General features: G+C 33.9%; 21 protein-coding genes. 2 read left to right on the top strand and 19 right to left on the bottom strand.

Going from position 1 to position 25,543, the window contains the following annotated elements; all coding sequences use genetic code 11:
- Window positions 1-31 precede the first annotated feature (31 nt).
- The 17 genes from PALPR_RS11635 to PALPR_RS11550 form a co-directional block, all read right to left on the bottom strand.
- On the bottom strand, window positions 32-952 hold the full coding sequence (locus PALPR_RS11635) for a phosphotransferase (RefSeq protein WP_013445833.1): 921 nt from the start codon (window positions 950-952) through the stop codon (window positions 32-34).
- 146 nt (window positions 953-1,098) lie between these two features.
- Window positions 1,099-2,217: a glycosyltransferase gene (locus tag PALPR_RS11630; RefSeq protein WP_013445832.1), complete on the bottom strand. Its 1,119-nt coding sequence runs from the start codon at window positions 2,215-2,217 to the stop codon at window positions 1,099-1,101.
- A gap of 256 nt (window positions 2,218-2,473) precedes the next feature.
- Window positions 2,474-3,589: a glycosyltransferase gene (locus PALPR_RS15500; protein WP_013445831.1), complete on the bottom strand. Its 1,116-nt coding sequence runs from the start codon at window positions 3,587-3,589 to the stop codon at window positions 2,474-2,476.
- 73 nt (window positions 3,590-3,662) lie between these two features.
- Window positions 3,663-4,691 carry a GNAT family N-acetyltransferase gene (locus tag PALPR_RS11620; RefSeq protein WP_013445830.1) on the bottom strand — a complete coding sequence of 343 codons (1,029 nt, stop codon included), beginning with the start codon at window positions 4,689-4,691 and terminating at the stop codon, window positions 3,663-3,665.
- A 299-nt stretch (window positions 4,692-4,990) separates the two neighbouring features.
- Window positions 4,991-5,863, bottom strand: coding sequence for a glycosyltransferase family 2 protein (locus PALPR_RS11615; RefSeq protein ID WP_013445829.1), 873 nt, complete (start codon window positions 5,861-5,863; stop codon window positions 4,991-4,993).
- Window positions 5,864-5,901: 38 nt separating this feature from the next.
- Window positions 5,902-6,519 carry an acyltransferase gene (locus PALPR_RS11610; protein WP_013445828.1) on the bottom strand — a complete coding sequence of 206 codons (618 nt, stop codon included), beginning with the start codon at window positions 6,517-6,519 and terminating at the stop codon, window positions 5,902-5,904.
- A gap of 54 nt (window positions 6,520-6,573) precedes the next feature.
- Window positions 6,574-7,899, bottom strand: coding sequence for a hypothetical protein (locus tag PALPR_RS11605; RefSeq protein ID WP_013445827.1), 1,326 nt, complete (start codon window positions 7,897-7,899; stop codon window positions 6,574-6,576).
- Window positions 7,900-7,955: 56 nt separating this feature from the next.
- Window positions 7,956-9,203 (bottom strand): glycosyltransferase family 4 protein, encoded by a 1,248-nt coding sequence (locus tag PALPR_RS11600; protein ID WP_013445826.1) that lies wholly within the window; start codon window positions 9,201-9,203, stop codon window positions 7,956-7,958.
- A 15-nt stretch (window positions 9,204-9,218) separates the two neighbouring features.
- A complete protein-coding gene (locus PALPR_RS11595; RefSeq protein ID WP_013445825.1) occupies window positions 9,219-10,181 on the bottom strand; it encodes a hypothetical protein in 963 nt (320 codons plus the stop codon).
- A 5-nt stretch (window positions 10,182-10,186) separates the two neighbouring features.
- Entirely contained in the window at window positions 10,187-10,765 is a 579-nt protein-coding gene (locus PALPR_RS11590; RefSeq protein WP_013445824.1) for a serine O-acetyltransferase, read from the bottom strand.
- Between the two features lie 113 nt (window positions 10,766-10,878).
- Complete coding sequence (locus PALPR_RS11585; RefSeq protein WP_013445823.1) at window positions 10,879-11,895, bottom strand: O-fucosyltransferase family protein; 1,017 nt, start codon at window positions 11,893-11,895, stop codon at window positions 10,879-10,881.
- On the bottom strand, window positions 11,885-12,688 hold the full coding sequence (locus PALPR_RS11580) for a hypothetical protein (RefSeq protein ID WP_013445822.1): 804 nt from the start codon (window positions 12,686-12,688) through the stop codon (window positions 11,885-11,887). The genes PALPR_RS11585 and PALPR_RS11580 overlap by 11 nt, the downstream gene beginning before the upstream one ends.
- Before the next feature lie 50 nt (window positions 12,689-12,738).
- The gene (locus tag PALPR_RS11575; RefSeq protein WP_013445821.1) at window positions 12,739-14,283 is read right to left on the bottom strand and encodes a lipopolysaccharide biosynthesis protein; all 1,545 of its coding nucleotides are present in this window, start codon (window positions 14,281-14,283) and stop codon (window positions 12,739-12,741) included.
- Between the two features lie 22 nt (window positions 14,284-14,305).
- Complete coding sequence (locus PALPR_RS11570; RefSeq protein WP_013445820.1) at window positions 14,306-16,693, bottom strand: exopolysaccharide transport family protein; 2,388 nt, start codon at window positions 16,691-16,693, stop codon at window positions 14,306-14,308.
- 60 nt (window positions 16,694-16,753) lie between these two features.
- Complete coding sequence (locus PALPR_RS11565; RefSeq protein ID WP_013445819.1) at window positions 16,754-17,584, bottom strand: polysaccharide biosynthesis/export family protein; 831 nt, start codon at window positions 17,582-17,584, stop codon at window positions 16,754-16,756.
- A gap of 681 nt (window positions 17,585-18,265) precedes the next feature.
- The gene (locus PALPR_RS15495) at window positions 18,266-19,549 is read right to left on the bottom strand and encodes a T9SS type A sorting domain-containing protein (protein ID WP_013445818.1); all 1,284 of its coding nucleotides are present in this window, start codon (window positions 19,547-19,549) and stop codon (window positions 18,266-18,268) included.
- Between the two features lie 899 nt (window positions 19,550-20,448).
- Window positions 20,449-20,883, bottom strand: a complete 435-nt coding sequence (locus tag PALPR_RS11550) for a hypothetical protein (RefSeq protein WP_041620392.1) — start codon at window positions 20,881-20,883, stop codon at window positions 20,449-20,451.
- 411 nt (window positions 20,884-21,294) lie between these two features.
- On the opposite strand from PALPR_RS11550, the gene PALPR_RS11545 reads away from it, so the two are divergent.
- Complete coding sequence (locus PALPR_RS11545; RefSeq protein ID WP_148226530.1) at window positions 21,295-22,428, top strand: hypothetical protein; 1,134 nt, start codon at window positions 21,295-21,297, stop codon at window positions 22,426-22,428.
- Between the two features lie 130 nt (window positions 22,429-22,558).
- Window positions 22,559-23,515: a transaldolase gene (tal, locus tag PALPR_RS11540; protein ID WP_013445814.1), complete on the top strand. Its 957-nt coding sequence runs from the start codon at window positions 22,559-22,561 to the stop codon at window positions 23,513-23,515.
- 78 nt (window positions 23,516-23,593) lie between these two features.
- Here tal and PALPR_RS15490 read toward each other — a convergent pair whose 3' ends face one another.
- Window positions 23,594-24,931: a thioredoxin family protein gene (locus tag PALPR_RS15490; RefSeq protein ID WP_013445813.1), complete on the bottom strand. Its 1,338-nt coding sequence runs from the start codon at window positions 24,929-24,931 to the stop codon at window positions 23,594-23,596.
- 20 nt (window positions 24,932-24,951) lie between these two features.
- A complete protein-coding gene (locus tag PALPR_RS11530) occupies window positions 24,952-25,512 on the bottom strand; it encodes a helix-turn-helix domain-containing protein (protein WP_013445812.1) in 561 nt (186 codons plus the stop codon).
- Between the last annotated feature and the right edge of the window lie 31 nt (window positions 25,513-25,543).

The raw sequence follows: 25,543 nt of genomic DNA, 5'->3' as shown, positions 1-25,543 counted from the left end.
AGACAATTTTTTAATATAAAAAACAGCGTTGTTATAGGTTGTGAGTTGAAAAATCTTTTAATCTTAAATAATATTCAATCAACTGTATATCATTTTTATCTGATTCTAATCTATGTCTTAACTTTGAAAATTCCTGTAAATAAGGTATCCAATTATCAATCTCAAAATGGTGAAAATATCGTTGTATAATATCAGAATTTTCCTTTAGGATGAGCTCAAACCGCATCTTTTCTTTTACTATAAACTCATATTGAAAAACATATGTAAACAAATCGTAACCCAGTAAATACTGACCGGCAAGCTCCCAATCGAACAATTTAATAGCTCCCTCATAAATCAATATATTCCATGGACAAAAATCACCATGAGCAAAACAAGATCGTAAGTTCGAATCATAGATTCTATTACTTTCTACTTGCTGATCTGCCAAAGTGAAAAGTATAGTCAACATTTCTTCATTGATTGGCTCATGTTTCATTTTTTCTCCAGACAAAACCGTAGTTTTGATTAAAGTAAATTCATGCTCCATATTGACAATCAATTGTAACGTTGGCACAAATGATAAGTGCTTTATTTGTTGTAAAACAACACCCTCATTAAATACATTTTTGCAGGCAGTTTCTTTCGTTGCATACTTAATAAAGAATGTATCATTAGTTATTGTATCAACCCCTAAAACGGTAGTTTTTTTCTCAATTCCGTCAGTTCCGAAATTGAATGCTAAAATTGAACTTGGCGTTACAAATTGTCCAATTTGTTCCAATGGTAAAATTTCCTCGGGGTGACTAGTAGAGAATAAATAACGAACAAATGACGAAATTTGCCAAATTTGCCACATTAGCCTGGCACTCAATTTATAGGGTTTATAAAAGGTTGTAAATAAAGAGTAATTTTTAAACCCTTTCGGAAAATAGTATGCCCTGCTAAAAGGATTAAAATAATAATATCTCATATTATTGTATTTAAGAAAACATAAATCGTTTTATTACAACTTTTAAAATACATTTATCCAATAATGTCAATCAGTAGTTGAGAACGAAAAGAAATAATACCGAAGGTATAAAGTTATTGAAAAACAATTATTTAAAAGCAGTTATACTACTTCAAATCTTCACCTTTCAAAAATGAAATCAGTTCACAAATTTTCTGATTAAAGGTATATGGCATTAATGAGGTATTGTTTAATTTACTTTTTTCGCTAAACACCTTTTCAATAGTGGTTAACAATTCGCCTTTATCATAGGGATTAAAAATCACACCGTTTCTATCGTTTATCAGACAAGAAGCACCTGCTAAATTTGAACATATCACCGGAACGCCCGCGATTAAAGATTCATTTACTACAGCACCAAAAGGCTCCCATGTACTTGGGAGTATAAAATAATCAGCTACCCGAAACCAAGCATACAATTCTTTATGCTCAAATCGACCGGCAAAAATAACATTATCTTTCATTTTCAGTAGTTCTACCAGCTTTATTAATTCTGATTTCTTATCGCCATCGCCAACTAATATTAATACTGTATTTTTATTCTTTGATACATAATCGGAAAAAACTTCAATCAGAAAGCATAAGTTTTTAACTTCCACTAACCTGCCTACAAAAAGTAAGACCTTCTTTTCGGCTAAATTATATTGACTAACATAACTCTGCGTAAGAGTCTTAGCTTCATTGATAATGGATAAGATTCTTTCTTCCTTCTGTATAATAGGGAATACAGTAGTTTTGACATTAGGAAAGTTCTTATTATACCACTCTTCGGCAAATTCATTATCCAAAACAATTCCATCCAAAAAAACAAAGCACAATAGTCTTCCAATCTTTCTGAGAGTGGAACTATTTTGGGCGATATCTACACTATCATCACAAAGGCTATACACTTTTGTTTTGGGAAATACTATTTTTGTAAATAGAGCAGTTATAAATGTTATTATATTGTATTCCCAGACTAAAATTAAATCTGGTTTGAACTTAACTATCTTTTTTAAATAGCCAAACCTGATCATTCTACCTTTATGATGAAGCTCAAAACCTGATGTCAGAAATTTAGGTGTAAAATTTAATTGAGATACTAACTTATTCATGTCAAATTTCTGAGACCGTAGATTTTTCCGAAAAAAATAGATATCGGCTTCAAAAGCATTATTCAATTCATTAAAGAAATCAATGCTGTAAGGAGCCAACGCCTTCTGAAATACCAGTATCTTCTTTTTCATATTTTCATTCTCATTTAATTGAAAATTGTTGATTAAGTATGAAGTAGTCGTCTTGACTTTTTATTTGCTAATTCTAAACTCACAAAACAATTAATGATATTATAATGATTTCACTCCTACTGAGCTAATATTGACTATATAATTATCAATTTCTAGCCTGATCTTGCTTCTATAAGAAGCAATGGAATATGAAAAATCCTTTAGGAGCGTTATATAAGCAAGAATGAATAGAAATTGCTAGCCAAACAGTTTACTTTTACATTAACTTCCCCCATTCTTTAATAAAACTTGTTTGATGATTTGACATCAACGAAGGTTTATCTATCAACTTAATATTTTCAATTGCAGCCAATGAGTTCATAAAACGATTAAACTTCTCAATAGTATCTTTTTCATCAAGCGGATTAAAAACTATTCCGTTTTCACCTACTAAACCAGAACAACCCGCAAATTGAGAACAAAGGACTTTTAATCCAAAGATTAGAGCCTCGTTTACAACAGCCCCATAAGGTTCATAAGTACTTGGCAACACAAAACCGGATGCACAAAGATACCACGCATGAAGTTCTATTCCTTCAAATCGACCAGGAAGAAGAAGCTTGCTTTCCAGCTTATGCTCAGCAACAAAATTCTCTACAAATTTCTTTTCACCACCATCACCAACTAAAATGACTATAAATTCATCTTGCTCCAATAGGATTTTATAGATAGTTTTCACAAATGCTTTCAAACCTTTTTCAGGAATAAATCGCCCAACAAATAAAAGAACCTTTTTGCCAGCCAACTGGTAATCCTGAGAATATTGAACTGCAAGGCGTTCTAATTCTTCAGCATTATTCCTCAATCTTGCGGAATCCTGCAAAATTGGAGATACAATAATCTGCTTATCACTCAAGTTAAAAGTATTCTGATAGTATTGTGAAACTTCATTCGAGAACACTACCAAATAGTCTAAATTGCTAACAGAATTTTGACGTGCTAAATAACGAATTCTTGATTGAACATGATTACAAATATCTATACTATCGTCTATTGTAGAACCTATCTTTTGTTTTATTAATCCTAATCGTCTTAATAAAATGAGATACTGGGTTGTAAGTGAATATTCATACCCCAAAATAATATCCGGTTTAATCCTTTTGATAGCTCTAAACATACCAAAACGGAACACCCGCCCCTTAAAATTAGGCCCTTTTAATAAATACGAAACCTTGCATTGCAACTGCGAAAGAAGTTTACTTTGATCAAATTTATGGTTCCAAACATTATCAAAAATAAATACAACTTCCAAATCAAACAGCTTACTTAAAGCATTGAATTGATCTACTCTATATGGAGCTAAAGCCGGATGGAATATTAACAGCTTTTTCATTCTTTCAGATTTAGTCTCTTTATTCTATTAATTTGTGTCATCTTTCATTTTTCAAATAAATTGCTTATAAATATCAATTCATTTGCTTTTGGATCTTTTTTTTCCTGTAGTTTTTAATTCCGTCTCTGATAGGTTTTGAATAATTTGATTGTCTAATTTTTGACGTAGTAGCGGAAATTAGACCCTTAACTTTATCAACCATATAATTAGCCGAGTAGGATCTATAAATATAATAAAAAAAGAGTAAATGAGGTTCTGCTAATAATCTCCTTTTATACTCCGTCTGTCCCCATAAAAAATGAAATGTAGATAATCCCTTGTTTATTGAAGTTTCAATTAAATATATAAAGCACATTTCACCCAAATTAAAATTCGAGTAATTATTGTCATGTCCAATCACATGAGCAAATATATTTTTATTTAATATAGTTGAAATACAACCGGCTACAATTTCACCATCTATCTCAATATAAGCAACGCATCCATAGAACGTTGAGTATTTACAAATACTATCTTTGAAAGCGTTATCAATACCGAAAACTGTCCCTTTTGATTGCATTCTATTGCTATTGAGCAAAAGAATTTTATCAACGATACTTTCATCTATTTCAGAGCCATATTTAGTTTCGAATTTGGCCATTGGAAATTCTCTTAGAAATCGATTTTTCCGGTTCTTACTATTTTTCCTTACATGGTAATTAAGTTTCTGATAATACTCATCTAATGTCGAAGGTAATTTTAAGATTTGATCATCTGATTTAAAACTTAAAAAAGATTTCTTTAAAGTATAGTCTTTATAAGACGCAACAATCTCAATCTTTGAAATGGTTGGATGCTTTATAAATAATTTTTTTGTAAACTCAGAAATAATATTCTCATCAATAGACACCAGTGAGTTAAAACACGTGGCAGTATTGCCTTTATTCCCATAAACTAATAATTCAATAAGTTTACCATTTTCCTTAACCGTAAAATAATTGATATCAAAGTCAGGATAATTTACTTCAATATAACGACAAGTGGTTATAAATGAGGCATATTCTTCAATCAAAAATAATTCATAATCAACGGGTATACCATTAAAACTTTCAAACGTCAACATACTAACTATTTACATAAACAAGGTTCAAAACTATTAAATTTTAAAATACAATCAAAAATACTAATTTGGAAAACTCAAATAAGACGAGTGTTGACAATTCAACTGCTCCAGCAATTTGTGTTGATCAAACTTATCGTATTGTTACATTTCCGTTCAAAAATACGACCTTAACTACATACAATTTATTCAAATCGTTGTATTGATCAATCATATTAGGAGCTAATGCAGTATTAAAAATCAGCATCTTTCTCATACGTAGTCTTCCACTTTCCGTTTATATCATCTTCAAGTAAATTATATCAGGCTTTCTTATATTTTGTCCAAAACACAGGAAACATCGTTTTAACCCACAGCATAGTAAAATAATATGGAAACTGATACCTAAAATTCTTCTTCAAATAATAAATCTGTTCTTTGTACGATAATCCCAAAGTGCTATACAGGTATTTTATTCGTTGTTTTAAAGGTGCATCAGATGCCAACCAGCTATTCCCGTGGTCATCGCTACAATAACCTCCAAAACCAGGACAAACCAGTACAGGGATTTCATTTTTCGAAGCCACGAGTGTATAATCATAATCTCCGAATTGATGTACATAGTTTTCATCCAAAATACCAATTTTATCAACAACTGATTTTGTGACCATCAAGATATTAGCATTTGCCATTGTGCATGCTATGGGGACATCGGCCGGTTGAATCAAAACAGACTTTATTCTTATTCCCCAGTGAGTGATTAATGTTCCACCATACGATATTTCTGAAGTAGCCTTATCTTTTGTAGAACTTACGTAAATTCCCGGCTTATGATATTCTCTCAAACAATAATCATGAGTTAGAAATAAATCATTAAGAAAAGTTTCCACTAGCTCAACATCATCATTTAAAAGTAAGAAGAAGTCATAATCCTTTTCTTGAGATAATGCAGTTTTCCATGCAAACCTCATTCCTCCAGACCAAAACAGGTTACCGGTTCCTGCAATTACATTTACCTGAGAGAACAATGCCTTAACCACATCGGGTGTTCCATCTGTACAACCATCATCGACCAAAAAGACATCAAATTCTCTATCTCCGTTAGATAAACCAACAGCGGCATAAAATGATTTCAAGCAACTTATAGTTTTATTTCTTCTATTATAGCAAGTTAGCAACACTGCAATTTTATCCATATACATTCCTTTTTAGCAATTAAACACAGAGTAAGATACTATATGCCTCTTATAAATTTAGCTGGATTTCCGCCCCATATCTCATTCCTTGGAATTGATTTTGTAACGACTGAACATGCACCAATAATTGAATTTTCACCAATACGAACTCCTTTTAAAATAGTAGAATGCGCACCGATAAAAACATTATTTTCAATAATTACGGCTTCCTGATTAGTATTATTGTAATCAGCTTGTTCCTCGTTTCTCAGATTAGAATCTAAGGCATGAAAGTCAGTATCATAAATCACAACATTACCTCCAATTTTCACGAAGTCACCAATTTGTATATACTTATCACAGATAATGGCTGTTGAACTTATACCTACATTATTTCCAATGACTAAATGACCTTTTTCTCTTACAATAAAGAAACATTTTTGTTGTCGACCTATTTTATTGTACTTGTGACCATTATTCATATCAAAATTGTTCCCGATAGAAAATTTTCCTCCTAAAGAAACATCTACACTCGGTATACCCCTCGATTTCAGTCCGGAACCAATTGTAACGCCATTCAACCTCAACAATACATAAGAAACAATCTGTTCAAAAAATAGAGATACAGATTTATATATTCTCTTATTGATTTTAAAAAGTATAATTAGAATTTTCATAAAATCATTTTAATTAATCGACAATCAGTATAATTCAACAAATAGAAAATCTATCTATTGATTATTTTCAGCTATCCGTTTCATTTTTATTCTTTGTAACTCTCTCTTTGTCAATCCATTCTGAAACCTAAAGATTCCTCGTACCCAACGCTGTACTTCTTTGTCAGACATGGATCTGAAAGACCTAGAAAAGCAAAAACCGATAGTTAGCCAAAGAAACACTGTTGTCAACGTAAAATAGTTAATATCTTCAACCCATGCATACGCCCATCTAAAAGCAATAAACAGCCCAATGATTTTACTAAATATATTATTAGATTGATTTATAGCCAAATACGAAGCCCTATAAAATACAAAAAGATATAATATAACTCCCACTATACCTGTCCATGTAAATACATTTAAAATAGCTACTTCGTTCCCTAATCGCTCGCCAACTCTACCGCCTTTATCTTCACCATAACCAAAAGCTTCACTCAAGTTACCTCTAGCAGGCGATCTTCCAATAATCCAGCTATTATAAACCTTTGCTGAATATAAAACTTCAACATATAAAAAAGTTCGTGTATCTGCCTTTAGATCATCCTCAACAATGTTACCATTAGCGTCTCTTTCAACGGTATTATAATCTTTCTTTACATACTTATCTATCTCAAATACGTTGAACAATCCACTGACTGCCAACGAAAATAAGATCACCGGAATTATTATTAGTATTAGCCTGATTACTTCCAATAATTTAGTAGAGATTCTATACCTTAAATAATAAAGAAGCATTAAAACTGAAGGTACTCCGAACTTAATAACATTACTTCGTGCACCAAGATCTGCTGACATAACCAGCACCGAAAATATTGCTATAATCCATTTCCAACGAACAGATAAAACCGGGAAAAATAACATTAAAAAGCCTATGGGAACTAAATAAAAACCATAAGAATCAGTATTGATTATAATAAAAAACACAAGAAAAAGAGGTAGTACGTACTTCAGGTAAGTAGTCAATATAGACTGTAACAATTTAGTATTTAAGGCCGAATACGCCACCAATGGGGCTAATAATCCAAATGAATTACCGATTAATCCTTTCCAATCCCAATAAGTTTCTGAAACAAACCCACCTCTAACAATACAAAAAAGATTCCAAACTAAATACCATTGAATTACCCTCATATTTTGGCTGTTTCCTTTTTCCAAATAATAATAACTATTTAGCAAAAAGGCAACAAAAATGAGCACTATCACAATCCACCAGAAAGTTGTTATATTGAAATAAGCAATAAGATTAGTCCTTGGTGCCGGATGATCAATCACTGAAAAAACAGTGATAGGTAACATCGAGAATGATATGGCATTTAATAAAAGCTGTCTTTTGGTCATTTTGAATTTATAAAACTAAAAGGATAAGTTAGAATACAAATAATAAATAAAGGCAATCATCTCAGAATGCTTTCATATATCGAACAAAGTTGTTGGGCATTTATCTTACCATTATGACGAAAAAGTGCCTCTTCCTTACCTTTTTTTGATAATTCTGTGGCCAAAGTATCATTATAGAAAATTTCGCAAACACCATTCGCTAGAATTTCAATCTCTTCAAATCGATACAATATCCCTGTTTTTCTTTGCGAAATCAAATTAGACATTCCACCTACATACGAAGCAACACATGGAACGCCCAATAATTGGGCTTCACCCACAGAATTAGAACTGTTTTCTATAGACGATGGACAGACAAACACATGCGAATTTAGGTATCTTTCACACATATCCTTTTCCGATAGATTTCCCGTGAAAATTATTTTGTCTTTTAATCTGAATTTATCTATCTGTGAACTAATGTATTTTCCATACCCACTCAATTTCCATCTTCTGTTTGTAATAAAATCATTTCCGGCAACATATACTTTAACAGAAGGAAAATGTCTAATTATGAGCGGCAATGCTTCAATCATCTTGTGCAGTCCTTTTATAGGATAATTAGCCTGACTAAGAAAAATGCTATATCTCTCACATTTTTCAATTTCCCAATTTCCAACATAAAAGCTTTCTCGTAAAGTTTCGTTACAAAAATGATAATTTGCTGAAGGGTTCAATGCCCATGTATGAATTTTATCCCAGGATGTTCTGCCTATAACATGATCAACAGATTGTAGAGTCTCTTTTTCCCAAAGTCCACGCCTACGCATATTTGACTGTTGAAAAAAGATTGTATCTAGTCTGACAAGATCTCTTAAAGTAGTATTTTTGAGCAATGTATATCTGGAAATACCTCCATAATAATACTTTTCATAAACGCTTACCAATCCTTGAATTGACACTACAACATTCCTATTACCACAAGCTTTTATAAAAGCCAATCCCACAGGATATTCTGAACCGTGTAAATGTACAATGTCTGGTCTAAACTGACTATTAATGGTTTTCCAATGCGACTCTAACGCATACTCATACTTCCTGTTATTCCGCTTATTAGGAAGCAGAAAGTAAGTAATCCCATTCAAATGTATTGATTTAAACTCTTTACCTTTATATAAAGTCGCTACACCCAATTTTATTCCGGAGTTCTCATTCAAAAGAGCTTTTGCGCCCGAGTGCATCCAACCACCTATAACGGGAACGCTAATACCGAGTTCGATACAGATATCAGGGAAGAGCGTATTTGTAATCCAAAGAATCTTCATATGCAAATTTTTACATTACCAATAACAAGCATCCTCAACATTAGATGCATTGCGGGGTTTTTCTTGTTCCGCTGGTTTTACCCAATGTTCATTCATCAGTTTGGAGTAATTATATACTTCATTATAGTTCTCATTTTCCCAACGTTTACCACGTATGCCGAAAACAAGTTGAAGGCTGCCACCCACATGAATAGCCTTTTTCCCAATACGTTTGACGTATGCCGCTAATGGAAATCCGTATGCTCCGGCTCCGATAAGACAAATATCAAAATCAATTTTATCAATCTCCGATTTCATGTAATCCAATGCTTCAAACCAGGTAGAAAATTCACTGTTCCCACCCAGACTTTGTACAGCTTTTATTGTCTTCAGCTCGAATTCAGGAAGAATATCTGGGTTTGTAAACAGCAGTTCTCTTTTTTTGTATTGCGACTTAATCGTATCCTCAAACGGATGTATTACCAATACTTTCTTTCCCTTCAAAGCCACAGTCCAGGGCGTATCACTCCAGAATGGGTCTAGAAGAAGACCTTGAAAACGATATGCATCCGCGATATATTCCTGCATATATTTCTCGTTGTCTATCCATGAAGCCAACGCATCGACTTGGGCAGAATCATCAATCATTAATTCACAAAAACGTTCAACATTTTGGATTGTAGCAGGGAAAAAACCACTCAGCTCCTCTATTTGCTTTAATTTGTTGTCAGCCCACCACCAATCAGAATCTTCAGTATTAAAATACTCTCTTAAATTAGGCCTGCCTTTCTTTATATTTATGTAATTCACAATACACAATAATTCCGTAGCACCGTATCTGGCTACCATTATGGGTTTGTCTGAAGTTATCAAATCAACAAGTTCCTTACATACAACATTGGGGTCTTTCTCAAATTCAATTGGTTCACCCTTGTTTGTATTAAAAAATTTCCTGTATATTTTTTTTATACTTTTCAGAATAAAATAATCTATCCTCATATTTTTCAATTTATGTGTAAATCTCTATCAAGAGAACCTTTTTTTACCGCTGGAATACCCACTATGACAGAATTTGGCTCAGTGAAACTTTTATTTACTACAGCATTAGCACCGATAGCGCAACCGTCAGCGATATAAATATCTCCAAAGAGCTTTGCTCCCGGTCCGATATAGACATTATTACCAATTTTGGGAACTTTATCAATGTACCCTGCCTGAGTGCCAATATTTACACATGCATTTAGAGTACAGTTCTCACCTATTTCACATTGTCCGTTTATGACTATAGTTCCACGATGCAGTATCCTCAAACCCGGACCAAAACAATTCGTAGGAATAGTAAATCCTAACTTACACGAAAGTCTTTTAAAATTTCGCGCAGCAAAAAATTTCTTTATTCTCCACATTATTGAATTGTTATCGATATTATAAAAATACTCACACTTTCTTAATGCTTTCTGGAACTCCCAAATCTCCAAATCAATTTCAAATGGATTTAAGAATAATGGCTTGTGTTTTTTTATACCAAGTCGTAATCTATCCTTTTCCAGATATTCCAAATATGATGCTTTAGAGTTAATCATTGTAATGCTTCTATTTGACAGCTAAATCTGTATCAGTTTATTATTCTTTTATGTATTGGACTACGTTAAACCCAAAATTCCTAAATATTAACAGCGCAAATAATCAAAACATTTCATTTAATCATTCGAAGAATATTCACTCCTTTTTCATCCAAGACTCCGTTTTGATCAACCAATATCCAATCAGCTGTTTGCGGATAACCATGCCAGAAATCTTTTGGACACACCTTAATGCCTCTGTTAAGCAAAGCCGGTTTATATGAAAATGAACTTTTACTCGTAATAAGCAAATCCGCATAAACCATGTGTAGAAATGAATCTTTAGCACCCATATCCAAGCAAAAATTCAGATTCTCAAATCTATCAAAGTCTTTAAAATCTTCTTTGACTCCTTGAGAGAACAAATAAATTGCTATGGGTTTTGCAGGTTTAATAGTTTGAACCACATTAGCAAGAACGGTTTCGAAGTATTCATTAGCCTGCCAACGCATTAACAAATTTTCATTCCGATTAAATTGTCCCACAACGATGTCGCCCCTTCTTACATGAATTGCAATATTGAAATAATCACTCGAATAGAGTAATTTATCATCAATCCTTGCTTTGGCTGAATAAAATTTATCTTTTATTTCAGTCATTACACCAAACTGATCCCGATAAAACTGATCCTGCTCAGCAATGAAAACTATCTTTTTACCATGAAACGACGAAATAATATTCTTTACAAGATCAATCTCCTTAGTATTATATTCATCAAATAAAGGTAGAAGTCTTTTCTTATAACCCTTCAACTTCACTAGATCCACTGATGTCATTTCTTCATCACCAAAGCCTAAAAAAGTTTCCCAAGACTGTTGCGAAAATGGAATATGAGCGAATTTTAATCCAAATTGCTTTGCAAACCAAAATCCTGCAATCCAGTTGGCTATTTGGTGTCCAATACCTGCACCCGGGTTGGGTCGTGCTCCAAAATAACAGGAATCAGAGGTTATAGCTGCTGATGTACCATGTAACAAATAATGCCAATAAGACTTATAAATGTATGGATAAATGCGTTTGTTTCTTGTAGAAGACACCAAATAGTACCATAACTTTCGCCTTACTTTAAGTATAAATTGTCTAATTGTCATGGATCTTTCTCCTTCTTAATAAATCAATATAACTTCCCATTAATCCATTCCTGACAATTCGCCACTTAAACTTAATTCTACTTTCAAGCGTACTTGGTAGTTCTTTAAAATACCCTCTTCTGTCAAAATCAATCTTATAGTTTAAGCTATTAAGATGTTCAATGGCATCATCAAGCCATTTCCCCTTATGCAAACAACCGGCGCCATTATAAGGAATAGGATTATACTTGTCATCCGCAATGTAAGCAAGTCGAATTTGCATTTTCTCGGCTCTGAGGGTTCCATACCATTCTGACATCCATGGATCCTCGTGTGGCAATGCCATTTGATAAAGAATAGCCTTTTTCCAGAAGGCAATTTGATAGGAAAACATGATATATGGGGCTGGTGGATTCACCATTAGTAATTCAGGGTGCTCACTATCTGTTGTATTGGGATATTTTTGATTAACCAGACACAAAGAATCAAGCTTATTATCAACAAAATAAGAATAATACTCCTGCATCTTATCACTATTGACATTTCCCATGAAAAAATAATCAATCATCATTAATAAGACATTATCATCTTCAATTGAATCTAATCCCTTTCTGAAAGTTATGCCAAAAGATTTGTTCTTTCCAACCTGAGTGCATACAATCTGCAATCCTTCTGTTGAATATGTTTTCTCCTCTGTATTAAGGTAAATTATTCCAGAGTATTGTGGCCAATACATCTTAAAAAGATCAAAAAAAACAGGCCATAAATCTGAGTAAGAATCAGATGAGCTTATAAATATAGGACAATCCTTCATTATCTTTAAATTTAATTTGTCTTTAAAATATACGCGGTAACAAAATACATTTATGCCACTTTAAATAAGCCTTTGATTTTTATAGCAGTTGCTTTCAAAATTTCCTTTGATTTAGTCCTTTCTTCATTCTTAAAACCAAAAAACCAAACAAATACAAAAAATGACATTGTACTAACAATGCCACTCGTAACAAACCGAAGAAAACCCTCTTGCATAAGAAGGAACGGAATCAGTGTAAAACCAATAACCAAAACAACCACTACAGAACTCGGCATAATAACTTCTTTTATATATAGTCGTAATGATAAGTCGCATACTTTTTTTGTGAAATATAAAGTAAGAATTCCGCCTAGCATAGTGTAACCTATAAAAACAAGATACAAGGTATAAGGTGGAAAGTTTAATTTAAAAAGTATATATGAAATTACTAACGGGAAGAGATTAAGAATAGAGTTTGAAATCTGATACGATTTTATTTTACCCACAGCACCTATAGAGTTAGACATAGTTATATATAGTTGCTCAATAACGCTTCTGATTAATGCAAGTCTACAAAATAAAATAGCATAATCAGGAATATTTTTCAGCCAAAATCTAAAGATATATGGCATTTCTATAAAAACAGGAATCATAAACAGAATTGACAGGTAGAACGACATTTTAGCTCCAGTCATAGAGATCATTAACATTTTTTGTCGGTCTCCTCCACCCTCACTTTTATCTATTACCGGGTTTATTGCCTTGAGCATATTCATTGCAAATGCACCAAGCTGACCATTGACCTGTGCCGCTACACCCTGTGCTGCATTAATAACTGTACCAAAAAACATATTTATAACAACCCCGGTACCGTAATTAGCAACTATACTGGTCGATGAGCCTAAGAATGTCCAACCGGCAAATTTAGTCATCTCCGAAAACACCGGTTTACTAAAATGCTCCTTCAAATCAACCCTACACTCAGGATACATTCTTTGACAATAGACTGCTCTAATTATAAGCAATAAAACAGACAACAATGTCATCAACAAACCATACAATATCAGTTTATCAGAACTTGCATAAGTTACGTAAAATGCGATTGCCAGCTTTAATACAGCCTCTACTATTCCGAATAATGCAAAAACAAACATGTTTTCACGAGCATTTAAAGCAGCATCGTAAGGAACAGATATAATCGTAAAGAAAGTACTTATAATGGTAAATTGATAGATTATTTTAGCTACCGTAACACGATCCGATGGAATCACTAAGATGCCGTTAAACAAATAAAACCCTACAATTTCCAATATTACCAAAATCAATATTGCTATAGTAATATGTAATACTACACTTACATTAAATATTGTTTTCACTCTATCAGGATCTCCGGATCCCTGCGAGAAGGACATAAACCGCTGTGTAGCTGAGGCCATTGCAGTATTCAAAAAAGTCAGCATAGAAATTGCTCCTGCCACTACATTGAAAATACCAAAATCAACAACGCCTAATGCCGCTAAAATTAAACGGGTACTATAAAGAGAGATAAAAACGGTTATAACCATTCTTGCATAAAGAATGCCGGTGTTATTTGCGACTCGATGAGCAGACTCCATGTATAAGAATTAATTTTAAAAACTATTTTTTCTCTGATTTATATCCGTATTCGTATTTTCGGCTTAAGCCATAACGATAATCTCTGTCATTGTCGACTCCATTCAATACGAAATACATATTTTTCAGCTTTTTATTTATGTATAAATCTGTGGCTTCTTCTATGTTTCTTTTATGAGTAAAGTCAGCTCTTACAACATAAAGACTTGTATCTGCAAATCGATTCAGTGTGAAACTATCCGACACTACACCAATTGGGGCTGTATCAATTATAATATAGTCATATTGTTCTCTTAACTCGATCATCAATTTATCAAGTGCGGGTTTAGCCAGTAATTCATTAGGATTTGGTGGTACTGGTCCAGCAGTTATCACAGATAAATTCGGATGAATTCCCGATGGTCTTATCAATTGATCCTTGCTTAAATGTTCGGTAAGAAACAAAGTTATACCGGATTCATTACTTAACGAAAGATATTCTGCCAACTTTGGTTTGCGGATATCCAATCCTATAATCAATACTTTCTTATCAAGCAGAGCCAGACTAACTGCCAGATTAATCGTCACAAATGTTTTACCTTCTCCACTAACACTAGAGACTATATTAATCACTTTCTTTTCCGGACTATCTAATACAAATAATAGATTGGTTCGTAAAAGGCGAACTAATTCTGTAAAACTATCGGTGCTATTTTCTTTTATTATTACATTCTCCTTTTCATCAACTCTTGGAATTTGGCCTAAAATAGGAACAATCGAAAGCTCTTCCAGTTCTTCTTTGTTTTCAATCTGGAAACGAAGCATATCTTTTATTTTAATTACCACGATAGGAATTATAAGACCTATAAATAAGGCAATAGCTAAAATTATTGATTTTCTTGGAGAAACAGGAGTTCCGGTGCTATTTGCATTATCAATCATTTTAGCAATAGGCTCTACTATAGACATATTCATGTATTTTTCTTCTTTTTTCTGAAGCATATACAGGAACAGTCCTTCCTTCACTCCTTGCTGACGTTTAATTTCATTATACTGACGTTCCTGACGTGGTATTGCCCTGATATGAGCGGCAGTTTCCTGATTTTTTGACAACAAGTCTCTAAGAATTATCTGTAGATTATTTTTCTCATTTCGTACACTTGCCTGCACCGTATTAAACATAGATTCTATCTGATTAGTCAAATCAATCATTGCCTGATTACTGCTTGAGGCAATACGCGAAAGGCGATTACGTTCAGTCAATAGCCTGTTGTAATTGGTTATCAGCTCACTAAGACCTGCAGTCTGAATACCTGTACTTGCAGGAAGCAGTTGATATTTATTTTCCTTTTTGTGCATATAGTCATCTATGTCAGTAACAATGGCTAACTGAGATTCTATATCCAGTCGTTTCTGATCAATGCTACCCGTTTGTTGAATAAACATATTGCCTTGAGACTGAATATCGGTAATTCCCTGAACCTGCTTATAATTCTCGGCTTGAGATTCAACATCGCCCAGCTGTTTACTTAAGATCATAAGCCGCTCATCGATAAACTGGGCAGTTTTATTTGCCATAGCAAGTTGTTCATCTACATCATTTCTGTTATAGATTTCGATATATTTCTTTAAAAAATCTTTTCCTAGTTGAACATCCGAAGTTGTAAATGTAACAGCCACTACAGAGGTTGTTTTTGATGTTAACTCCAGTTTTAGACCCGCAAGCATTTCAGCAGCTTTGCTCGATGGGCTTTGAATACTTACACCAATGAGCATATCTTCAGTTGGTCTAAACTGTCCACGTGATATATAAATTTTCCCAAATGGCAATATCACCTGATTATCAGAAATTGAAGCTTTAACTTTATACTCTTTGTCTTGATATACGCCGGAAAATTCATACTCACCATAGGGGTGGACTAAAATTTCGAACTCATAACCAGTAGTTATGTTTTCCAATAAAGTAGCTGGCAAGCGAAGAAGTATAGGGCATTCAGAACCATATAATATTTGTTGGTCATATTTTCCAATCTGAGGGTATTTACGATCTACACCTAAAGTTTTTGCTAATTGAAGAGTACCTCGCTCGGTATAATTTATGTACAAGTCCAGTTCACGAACTACCTGCTCAACAAGTGTCGATGTTTTTAGTATTTCCAACTCGTTATCAACATTATTCTTTTGCGTATAAAGACCTAATTCTTTAAACGCACTCAATTCTGGTTGGCCTCCGCCTTTTTGATCATCTTTCAGCAAGATAGAAGTATCAACTTCATAACTTGGCAGGGTAAATTTCAACTTAACAATTGCCACTATCAAACATAAAGCTATGCTAACTACAAACCATTTCCAGTATGACAAATATTTAAAGAAAATACCAACAAAATCTATTGGTTTTTCAAATTCTTCTTCTGACTCAGAGTACTTATTCATATTCAATTATTTATAATGGACTTTATGGTATTTATACAAATACATTCAACTTTATTTTTATTATAGCTTGATACTGAAGACGGTAAACACCAAACTTGTTAACGTAAGCAAAACAGATAAGGACGAAATTCCAAATGATTCCGCGGCACCATAATTAGAAGATCTTGATCTTGATTTATTTGGTTCTACATAAACCACATCATTTTGTTCTAAATAGTAAGCAGGTGAATAAATTACATTTTTATCATTTAAATTTATCGTAATATATTCTTTAGAACCATCAGCCTTCTCTCTAAGCACTTTTACGTTATCACGTCGTCCGTATATCGTTAAATCACCGGCTAATGCGAGTCCTTCAAATATTGTAAGTCGCCCATTATTTGTCTCAAATTTGCCTGGCCTCTGAACTTCCCCTAATACATTAACTGAATAATTTGTGAATCGTATGGTTATTATGGGAGATTCTTTTGTAAATGCAGCTGATAGTTTTGAATGCAGAATTGATTCTAACTCATGTCGGGTGAGTCCGACAACTTTTATTTTTCCTAATACAGGGAATTCAATTTCTCCGTTGTTATCTACCTCATAAGTTTGTAATACTGGTTGCGAGGAAAGGGCGGCCTGAGTTGATGCTTTTTCTACCTGAGGCATTATGAGATTATACATTTTTGATGCCTCCGGCTCAGAACTCACAACTGTAATACTAAGTAAGTCTTTCGGTTTAATTTTTGCTTCATATAAGCCTGTAGGAATCGTTGGCGTATTCCCAAATTTCTTTGAAGTAGGATTTACTTTTTGAAAGTAAGCAATATCTTTTCCTGGCGCACATGAATACATGAAAAGTAGGCTGAAAAACAGATACACGAAAATTTTAGTTTGTTTGCAACACATAATAAATAACTTTATTGAATTAAAATTAAATTATACACAAAAGAATAACCACGTTTATCGTTATGCATATTTCAAATATGTTTTATTCTACGATTATGATCGATTGAATAGGATTGTATTAGATTTCAGAACTCGTATTTTACGCAAAAATGTTCGTCAATCCCATATAGAATCAACCAATTAGAATAAAGTTACGAAAAAATATATTGTTTATTACATCTGTAATAATGTATGACAAACTATTTCATTAACACACAAAAGTGAATAGCCAGGAAATATCAACAATGATCTTTCAGTATTCTTTAACACCCCGACAACAGACAGCTTAGATTATTGATAAATTCAAATTTTTGAGTCGTATAAACTGTGACAAATTAAAAATGTAGACATCTTAAAAAAATCACAAAATATAGTCCATCAAGTCTATTTAACTGTAAATTTTGCATTGAGATGTAGAATAGCTCTTTTTAGAGTTAACAAGAGTAAGGACAAAATGTTTTAATCTGAATATAATTATTGCTACAAAAACACCAATAAATAGTAAGATAGTTACAGAATATTCTATTCTTCAGGTTAATAGTCTAATACTAACTTTTTAAAAATTATATAACACAACATAAAAAAACCCCTTCAAAATTGAAAATTTTGAAAGGGTTGGATGTTGCAAGAAAAAAAGATGGATTATCCGACTCTTATTTTTCTTACTTCCAAGGTTTTATTATCTTTTGAAATTTTCAACAAATAAATACCTGCAATAAGATTACTCGTATTAATCTCTGTTCTATTACTACTTATTGATTGGTCGACAATCATTTGTCCATTCAAATTATAGATAGATATTTTCTCGTTTCCAGGATTCTCAAAAGTTATAACTATCGATTTTCCAAAAACTGGATTAGGATATATCTTGTAAAGTGTATTGGTTGGGACTACCACCGGTTCTGTTTCTGTAGTAATACCTTTAGCCTTAGCGATATTCTGAGGTAGAATTGATGCACTCAATGTGGGGTCAGAAATATTTGTTTCAAGCCCGGCAATAGGGCCACAATTGCTATTCGCTTGAATATTCAATAGATTTCCGTTAGTTGTAGAGTAATAAACTCTATTATTTCTTATTGTATTAGAGGAACAGTCAATTTTCCCCTCATCAAAATTGTACATAATTAAACCAGCAGTTTGATTAGCCGGATTTGCCGTTGCACGATCCTGAAATAAGATATTATTTTCAAAGACAATATTACTACCACCTGCATTTCCGATACCTCCTCCTACAACATTAACAAGTATATTGTTTTTGACAAGAACGTAAGCCCCCCCATTATCACCAACCGTTATAGCTCCTCCAGTGTGGTTCTCAGCATTATAATCTCCACCTCTAAACCAATTACCAATAATCTGAATCGAGTCATTGACAGATCCGTATGATTTAAAAAGACTTACAATGTCATCGACATGCGATTGAAGATGTATACTTTCAAAACTATTATAGTTTACTTGATTACCTCCACCGCCATTAACTCCTGCAAACTGTACAGCATGATGTCCGGGCCAACCTCCTATAATATTTTTAAAATAATTATGAGTCACTTTAACACCGGAACATGTACCTCCATTAAAAGGATTTCCATTGTGGCTATTAACTAACACACCATCGGCTACCGAATCAAATACACAATCTTCTATCAATAAATTCTTAGCATTCTCAGCCGTAATGGCTTTGTAAGCGGATTTTGAAAACTTACAATTCTTAATTGTGATATTAGAACATTCCCACAATTGGATATTATCCTGATTTAGCTTCGTAAAACTTAACCCACTAATAATCTTATTATCCACACCATTCCAAACAATCGGGCCTGAAGGTGTATAAGGACCCGTGTATCTGGTTCCCTGACCAAAGGAAAGTATGTGAGTTATGAATATCAACGTTGTAATTAGGACAACTTGTTTGTATGTTCTTTTCATTTTTCTTTCAATTCAATGTACTTGTGTACGGATAAATATGGTTATGAACTATTGCTTTGAAAATCATTATCTCGTATAAAGATTGTGATTAACACTGTGTATTTTTAAAAATTTCAAGCAGAGTGCTATGTTTTCAATTTTCATAGTTCAAAAATACAAATAAACCTATAATCTATTGATAAATAGGTGTTTGTAGTAATTTCTATTGTCTTTGTAGTTTAAATTCCGACTAACTCAGTAGAATAAAGAGAAAGCAGAATTTGGTAAAGCAGAATAAATGCAAGATATTAGGCATAAACAGCATAAAAACAGATCAGTAATACAAATTAGAGTAGGTTATTCTAACGTATTTTCAATTCGCATGCTGTATAAACTGGAATTTTTCCAATATATTATTACAGCAAATCAGAATAATTATTTATTTGCACATCCAACAAACGGAGAGTTATTGAGAAAAAGTATAATTCAGATTAACTATTTTTGCGTTTTTTGGCAATATTATTCCTGATTTTAAACTTCTATAACTTTAAAGGATGGAAATTTTAGATTCAAAGACTTAAAATAGTGTAAATTATTTGACAGGAAAGAATGATTATACTATTAAAAATAGCTATATCATAAGGCCATATATCTGCGTTATGATAGCATCCCGGTATTTTTACGAAGTAATGGCTTAACCACAGTCCAATGGTCATACTGTAAGGGAATGAACATAAATCCTGAATAAACAACACGAGATAGAAAATAAAAAAACCTCCAACAATGATTGCCGGAGGTTTGAGTAATAAGAATGTAAGGTATCATATCAGTGACTCTACAGGTTGATTAAGGCACAAAAAAAACAGATGGCATAAATGTGCTCACCTGTTTTTCATCAAAATTCATGTAGTAACTAACTTTTACAATCTACCGATACTTTTTGAATATAAAGATTTCAAATTCTCAATATTAGGATATTTAAATATTTTCAGCTCTTTCTCGTTTAAATCTTGGGAATTTACTGAACTTGATAAATCTCTATACAAGTAATTATCTTCGGAAGCCATAGCCGTTTGGGGTTCAAGACAGTCATTATCAAAAAGCAGTGACACGCTTTTATAATATATTATTTTAAGACCCACAATAACCGGAGCTTTAAATATATTCATCTCATTACCAAATCGCTTAAGCGATTTACGGGTATGCAACAATATTTTAGATTCACCATAAGTGTCATCATCAGTCGACTTCCAACTCTCTTTGTCGAAAATATAAGTTATACTTTTCCGATACATTCTCTTAAGATATTCAATACTTGGCTTCCTGAATATCTTCAATTCTTTTCTTGTGTCCATAATCTCTCTTATTATTGGGTGTAAACTCTCTGATAACTATACTCTGACAACAAAAAAACATAATTAAAGTTCTGTTTTTGATGACGAAAATCGCGATTAATATATCGAAGTTAGAGTTGTCTATTTCACAACATTTATCGTGCCAAATTGATATTATTTCAGAATATTCGCTTCTTTTTTATAAAAAACTTCAATCTAAATTAAAAAACTCATAAACAGGACTATAAATCGCATATAAAAGTTCAAAACAGATGAGCTATGGTGCAATCGCCAACACTTCAAACCAACATAAATGTAAGGAAAATATATAAATATACTCCGACGTACCATTTAGCATACAGTTCAAAAAAAATGCTGGCAATGATTTCTGAATTTATCCGTTTAATACATAAATATCATATGCCTCAAATAATGAGAAATGGAATCAGAATTGTTACGCAAAACTCGAATTGGCTGACTTTTATAGTTGCTGCCGCATTATTATTTTTTGTCCAGTGTAAAGACAACGATAGCAGACAAAACGCTTATTTTCAGAATCCGTTGCAAAACCCTGCTGATGGTCCTGCTGCTGGCAATCAGGATGGTAACTATCCCATACCTGCTGAAGCCGGCCTGGAAGACGTATCAAACCCGACACAAATAATAGGAACAGGAACACCCGAAAGTGTAACCGAGGAGACATTCATTAAAGCTGTTGCTAAAGGTGGTATTATAACATTCAACGGAGGAAATAAGCCTTTCACATTAAAACTTACTAAAACCGCTAAAATATACAACGATGCCAGTCAGTATGTAGTCATTGATGGGGGTGGATTAGTAACAATCAGCGGATGTGGCAAAGTACGAATACTGTATATGAATACCTGTGACGAAAACATGCATTGGACCACGTCTCACTGCCAAAATCAGGAATTTCCACAGCTTACAGTGCAAAATATAACATTTGCAGATGGAAATTCGAGTTCAGAAACTGAATTCGACGGTGGAGGAGCTATATGGGTACGTGGAGGCAGATTAAAAATTGTAAATTGCAGGTTCTTCAACAATGTTTGTGCAACAAAAGGAGCGGATGTGGGTGGAGGAGCTGTTAGAGTATTCAGTCAGTACAACAACCTATCGGTATATGTTGTGAATACCACATTTGGAGGAGCCAGTGGATATGGCAATATTGGTTCAAACGGTGGAGCTATCAGCAGTATCGGGGTATCGTGGACATTTATAAATTGTTTATTGTCGTACAATATGGCCATAGGAAATGGTGGAAATCCGGCACAAGCCGGGACTTCCGGTGGTGGAAGTGGCGGAGCTATTTACAATGATGGTAACACCATGACATTGTCTGTATTAGGATCACGGATAGAACACAACAGTGTAAATGCATTCGGGTCTTCTATTTTTTTCGTCAGCAACGATCATACAGGCTCAATAAAAATCGATCAAAGTTTAATACAGTTGAACACCGGAGGCTCATGGTATCCGGTTTATCCTTCCATTTCTATGCATGCCGATACAAAAATCTCGGTTAGTAATTCCATCATTAAATAAGCTTAGGAAAAGGTCAATATGTTAATCACCTTCTCGCACTGACTACCGTTAAAGAATATACTTAAAAGAACAAAGCGCTCATCAAATCAGTTAGTTTATAACAGGAACATTACACTAAAAAACAAATCGTATGAACCTACTTGAACAAATTAAAAAACACACAAAGGTAGTGGCCGACACCGGCGATTTCACATCTATTCAGGTATACAAACCCGTAGATGCCACTACCAACCCATCACTTATTTACGCTGCTGCTATGGATACGCAGTATAGCTCATTAATTGACGATGCTATACAATATGCCAAAAGCGCTTCGACAGACAAGCAAAAACAGCTAAATGTAGCCCTGGATAAACTCGCTGTGAATTTCGGACTAAAAATACTGGAGATAGTTCCGGGAAGAGTATCTACCGAAGTGGATGCCCGCCTTTCGTTCGATACAGAAGCAACGGTAAGCAAAGCGCACGAACTGATTAAACTCTATGAAGCAAACGACATTTCGAAGGAACGTGTACTAATAAAAATTGCTTCCACCTGGGAAGGAATTCAGGCCGCGGAGCAACTGGAAAAAGAGGGGATACATTGCAATCTGACATTGCTTTTCTCGCTGGCACAAGCCATCCGCTGCGCCGAAGCCAAGGTAACATTAATCTCACCTTTTGTCGGTCGTATTCTGGATTGGCACAAAAAAGACAGAGGAATATCAGATATTCCGGCTAATGAAGATCCCGGTGTAAAATCGGTAAAAGAAATATTCGACTATTACAAGAAATTTGGATACAATACCACGGTAATGGGTGCCAGTTTCAGAAACATCGGTGAAATAACAGAATTAATCGGCTGCGATGCCCTAACTATCTCACCCACTCTTCTAAAAGAGCTTGAGAGCAGCCATGCCATTGTAGAAAAAAAACTGGATGCAGAAAAATCGAAGTTACTAGAAATTCAGAGAATAAACGTAGACGAAAAAACATTTAGATGGATGATGAACGAAGATGCTATGGCTACTGAAAAACTGGCTGAAGGAATCAGAAAGTTTACTGAAGACCTAGTTAAGCTAGAGAGACACATAGAAAAACTATTGTAGCCACTTTACTGCATTAACAACAAAGACCGTCGAGTACTTAATCCCGACGGTCTTTATTTTGGAATAAATTCTGATTTATCAGTTCCAGGTTTTCTGTCCTTCTCTCATTTTTTGCAATGTGTTTTTAAAGCCTTCTTTGCTATCTTTGCCAACCAATTCCAACGCTTCTTCTTCCATAGCTACTGCTTCTTCGTTTTTGCCCAGTTTATACAGTAAATTTGCGTAGGTATCCATCCACATAGGGTTTTCAGGATAGATTTCAAGCGAACGTTTGGACCAGCTGAGAGCATCGTTGAGTGCCTTCTTATCCGATACAGTTTCAAAGAATTTCCAAGCTACATTATTGAGAGCCTCGCTGATTTTATCTCTCACGGCATGTGCCGAATACTGTCTCAGCTGTGCTAACTGTACAGAATCAATCTTGGCGAGCGCTCCCGATTTAATCTGGTTCTCTATCAGTTGCAAGGTCAGTTGGTCTTTTTTATCAATAGAATCTTTGGATATTTTCATTAGATAGTTATTACAAAAACCGGTAGCATATTTCTGGTATTTATTGGTATTTTCGGTTCGTTGATAATACTCCATGTATATCTCATCTCGTTGTTTCTGCAACGTGTTTCCAGGTAGTTGATCGTAAGCCTTAATTGCTTTTTCCAAGAGTTGATCATCCTTTAGTTTTGCAGCTTCGCGCATGGTATTTACGACTCCGGCCATAAGATATAAGTCAGTATATCCAAACAGCTTAGCAAAATATTTAGTCCTGTTTTTGAGCAAGTTTTCATACGCATAGCTATTGACTTTCATCTGTTGCCCATCGTTTATATATTTCTTTATTACAATATCAGACGTGAGTTCCTCTTCGGGAATGAGCTGAAGATACTCATCAAAAAGCTGATCGTTTGGTTTTCCCAGCTTTGAGCGTTTGTCCATGTAGCCTAATAAAAATGCAGTTTCATTTTTGCGGGTAGCATATTCCTTATCCCATTCTTCAATGGGCTTCGGATCACTCAGATCGGCTAAAGCCACTGTTGCTACATTTATAAAATCTTTTGCGGGCATAGAACCAAGTGCTCTTGAAAACAGCGTTCCATCAGGCTTAATAAAAACATAGGTAGGATAGGCTTTTACTTCATATTTCTTTGCAAAATCAATCCCTTCACCTTTTTCGGCATCAATCTGGTAACAAACAAAATTGGCATTGTATACAGCCCCAACCTCAGCCAACGGAAAAATTTCTTTGCTCATTTTTTTACACGGTCCGCACCATGTGGTATATACGTCCACAAAAATGGGCTTGTTGGTCTGTTTGGCCTTTTCCAATACTTGCTTCCACGTTCCTTGTTCGAATACAATACCCTGAGCGAAGCTCGAGATTGCAATAAATAATGTTGACACAATGAGCAACTGTTTTTTCATACGGTGTAGTTTTTTTATGATTATCTTATTAGTCTTATAATTGAAGGATATTTTCTACCATTACCTTTACGTGATACAATAGCAAAATATATCGGGAGAATTAAATTCAATGCATATAAACCCAATGCGATTTCAATCCAAATATTTCTCACGTGAAAGTGCATAATCTTTGAAAATGCCCACTGAAACATGGCTAGAAATGAACACACCGTCCATATAATCTGATAATTTAGAAGATTTGCACCTGATTCTTTAAGTCCTATTACTTTATCTTTTTTGGTCAACCACAGAATCATCGGCAAAATGATATTTCCAAGCGGAATAACAAAAACCGAAAGCACCGAAAGATGGAAATATACCATAAAACTGTTGTCAGTTTGCTTTCCGTAATCCAAAATATCCTCCGCGTGAATGTCAAGCACCTTACATATCAGGTGCATCGTATTGCCCCGCGGTTCACTCTCGTTGTTCTCAATTCGTTGAATTGTTCTTAAATTAATGCCGGCTTGCTCGGCTAGTTCTTCCTGCGAAAGTCCTTTTTTCCTTCTGAGCTCTTTAATCTTTTCTCCAATCTCGTTCATAAATAATTTGTTTTAAAATTTCCAGCAAAAT

It is taken from the genome of Paludibacter propionicigenes WB4, assembly GCF_000183135.1.
Lineage (GTDB): Bacteria > Bacteroidota > Bacteroidia > Bacteroidales > Paludibacteraceae > Paludibacter > Paludibacter propionicigenes.
The sequence above is the reverse complement of the archived record's forward strand: the minus strand, read 5'-3'. Positions and strand labels throughout refer to the sequence as shown.

Coding starts and splice junctions, on each gene's coding strand:
- PALPR_RS11630 (WP_013445832.1), bottom strand. CDS start 2,217: ATGAAAAAGAAGATACTGGTATTTCAGAAGGCGTTGGCTCCTTACAGC.
- PALPR_RS15495 (WP_013445818.1), bottom strand. CDS start 19,549: ATGAAAAGAACATACAAACAAGTTGTCCTAATTACAACGTTGATATTC.
- tal (WP_013445814.1), top strand. CDS start 22,559: ATGAACCTACTTGAACAAATTAAAAAACACACAAAGGTAGTGGCCGAC.
- PALPR_RS11590 (WP_013445824.1), bottom strand. CDS start 10,765: ATGATTAACTCTAAAGCATCATATTTGGAATATCTGGAAAAGGATAGA.
- PALPR_RS11615 (WP_013445829.1), bottom strand. CDS start 5,863: ATGGATAAAATTGCAGTGTTGCTAACTTGCTATAATAGAAGAAATAAA.
- PALPR_RS11565 (WP_013445819.1), bottom strand. CDS start 17,584: ATGTGTTGCAAACAAACTAAAATTTTCGTGTATCTGTTTTTCAGCCTA.
- PALPR_RS11635 (WP_013445833.1), bottom strand. CDS start 952: ATGAGATATTATTATTTTAATCCTTTTAGCAGGGCATACTATTTTCCG.
- PALPR_RS11545 (WP_148226530.1), top strand. CDS start 21,295: ATGAGAAATGGAATCAGAATTGTTACGCAAAACTCGAATTGGCTGACT.
- PALPR_RS11595 (WP_013445825.1), bottom strand. CDS start 10,181: ATGAGGATAGATTATTTTATTCTGAAAAGTATAAAAAAAATATACAGG.
- PALPR_RS15490 (WP_013445813.1), bottom strand. CDS start 24,931: ATGAAAAAACAGTTGCTCATTGTGTCAACATTATTTATTGCAATCTCG.
- PALPR_RS11600 (WP_013445826.1), bottom strand. CDS start 9,203: ATGAAGATTCTTTGGATTACAAATACGCTCTTCCCTGATATCTGTATC.
- PALPR_RS11585 (WP_013445823.1), bottom strand. CDS start 11,895: ATGACAATTAGACAATTTATACTTAAAGTAAGGCGAAAGTTATGGTAC.
- PALPR_RS11580 (WP_013445822.1), bottom strand. CDS start 12,688: ATGAAGGATTGTCCTATATTTATAAGCTCATCTGATTCTTACTCAGAT.
- PALPR_RS11605 (WP_013445827.1), bottom strand. CDS start 7,899: ATGACCAAAAGACAGCTTTTATTAAATGCCATATCATTCTCGATGTTA.
- PALPR_RS11575 (WP_013445821.1), bottom strand. CDS start 14,283: ATGGAGTCTGCTCATCGAGTCGCAAATAACACCGGCATTCTTTATGCA.
- PALPR_RS11570 (WP_013445820.1), bottom strand. CDS start 16,693: ATGAATAAGTACTCTGAGTCAGAAGAAGAATTTGAAAAACCAATAGAT.
- PALPR_RS11610 (WP_013445828.1), bottom strand. CDS start 6,519: ATGAAAATTCTAATTATACTTTTTAAAATCAATAAGAGAATATATAAA.
- PALPR_RS11530 (WP_013445812.1), bottom strand. CDS start 25,512: ATGAACGAGATTGGAGAAAAGATTAAAGAGCTCAGAAGGAAAAAAGGA.
- PALPR_RS15500 (WP_013445831.1), bottom strand. CDS start 3,589: ATGAAAAAGCTGTTAATATTCCATCCGGCTTTAGCTCCATATAGAGTA.
- PALPR_RS11550 (WP_041620392.1), bottom strand. CDS start 20,883: ATGGACACAAGAAAAGAATTGAAGATATTCAGGAAGCCAAGTATTGAA.
- PALPR_RS11620 (WP_013445830.1), bottom strand. CDS start 4,691: ATGTTGACGTTTGAAAGTTTTAATGGTATACCCGTTGATTATGAATTA.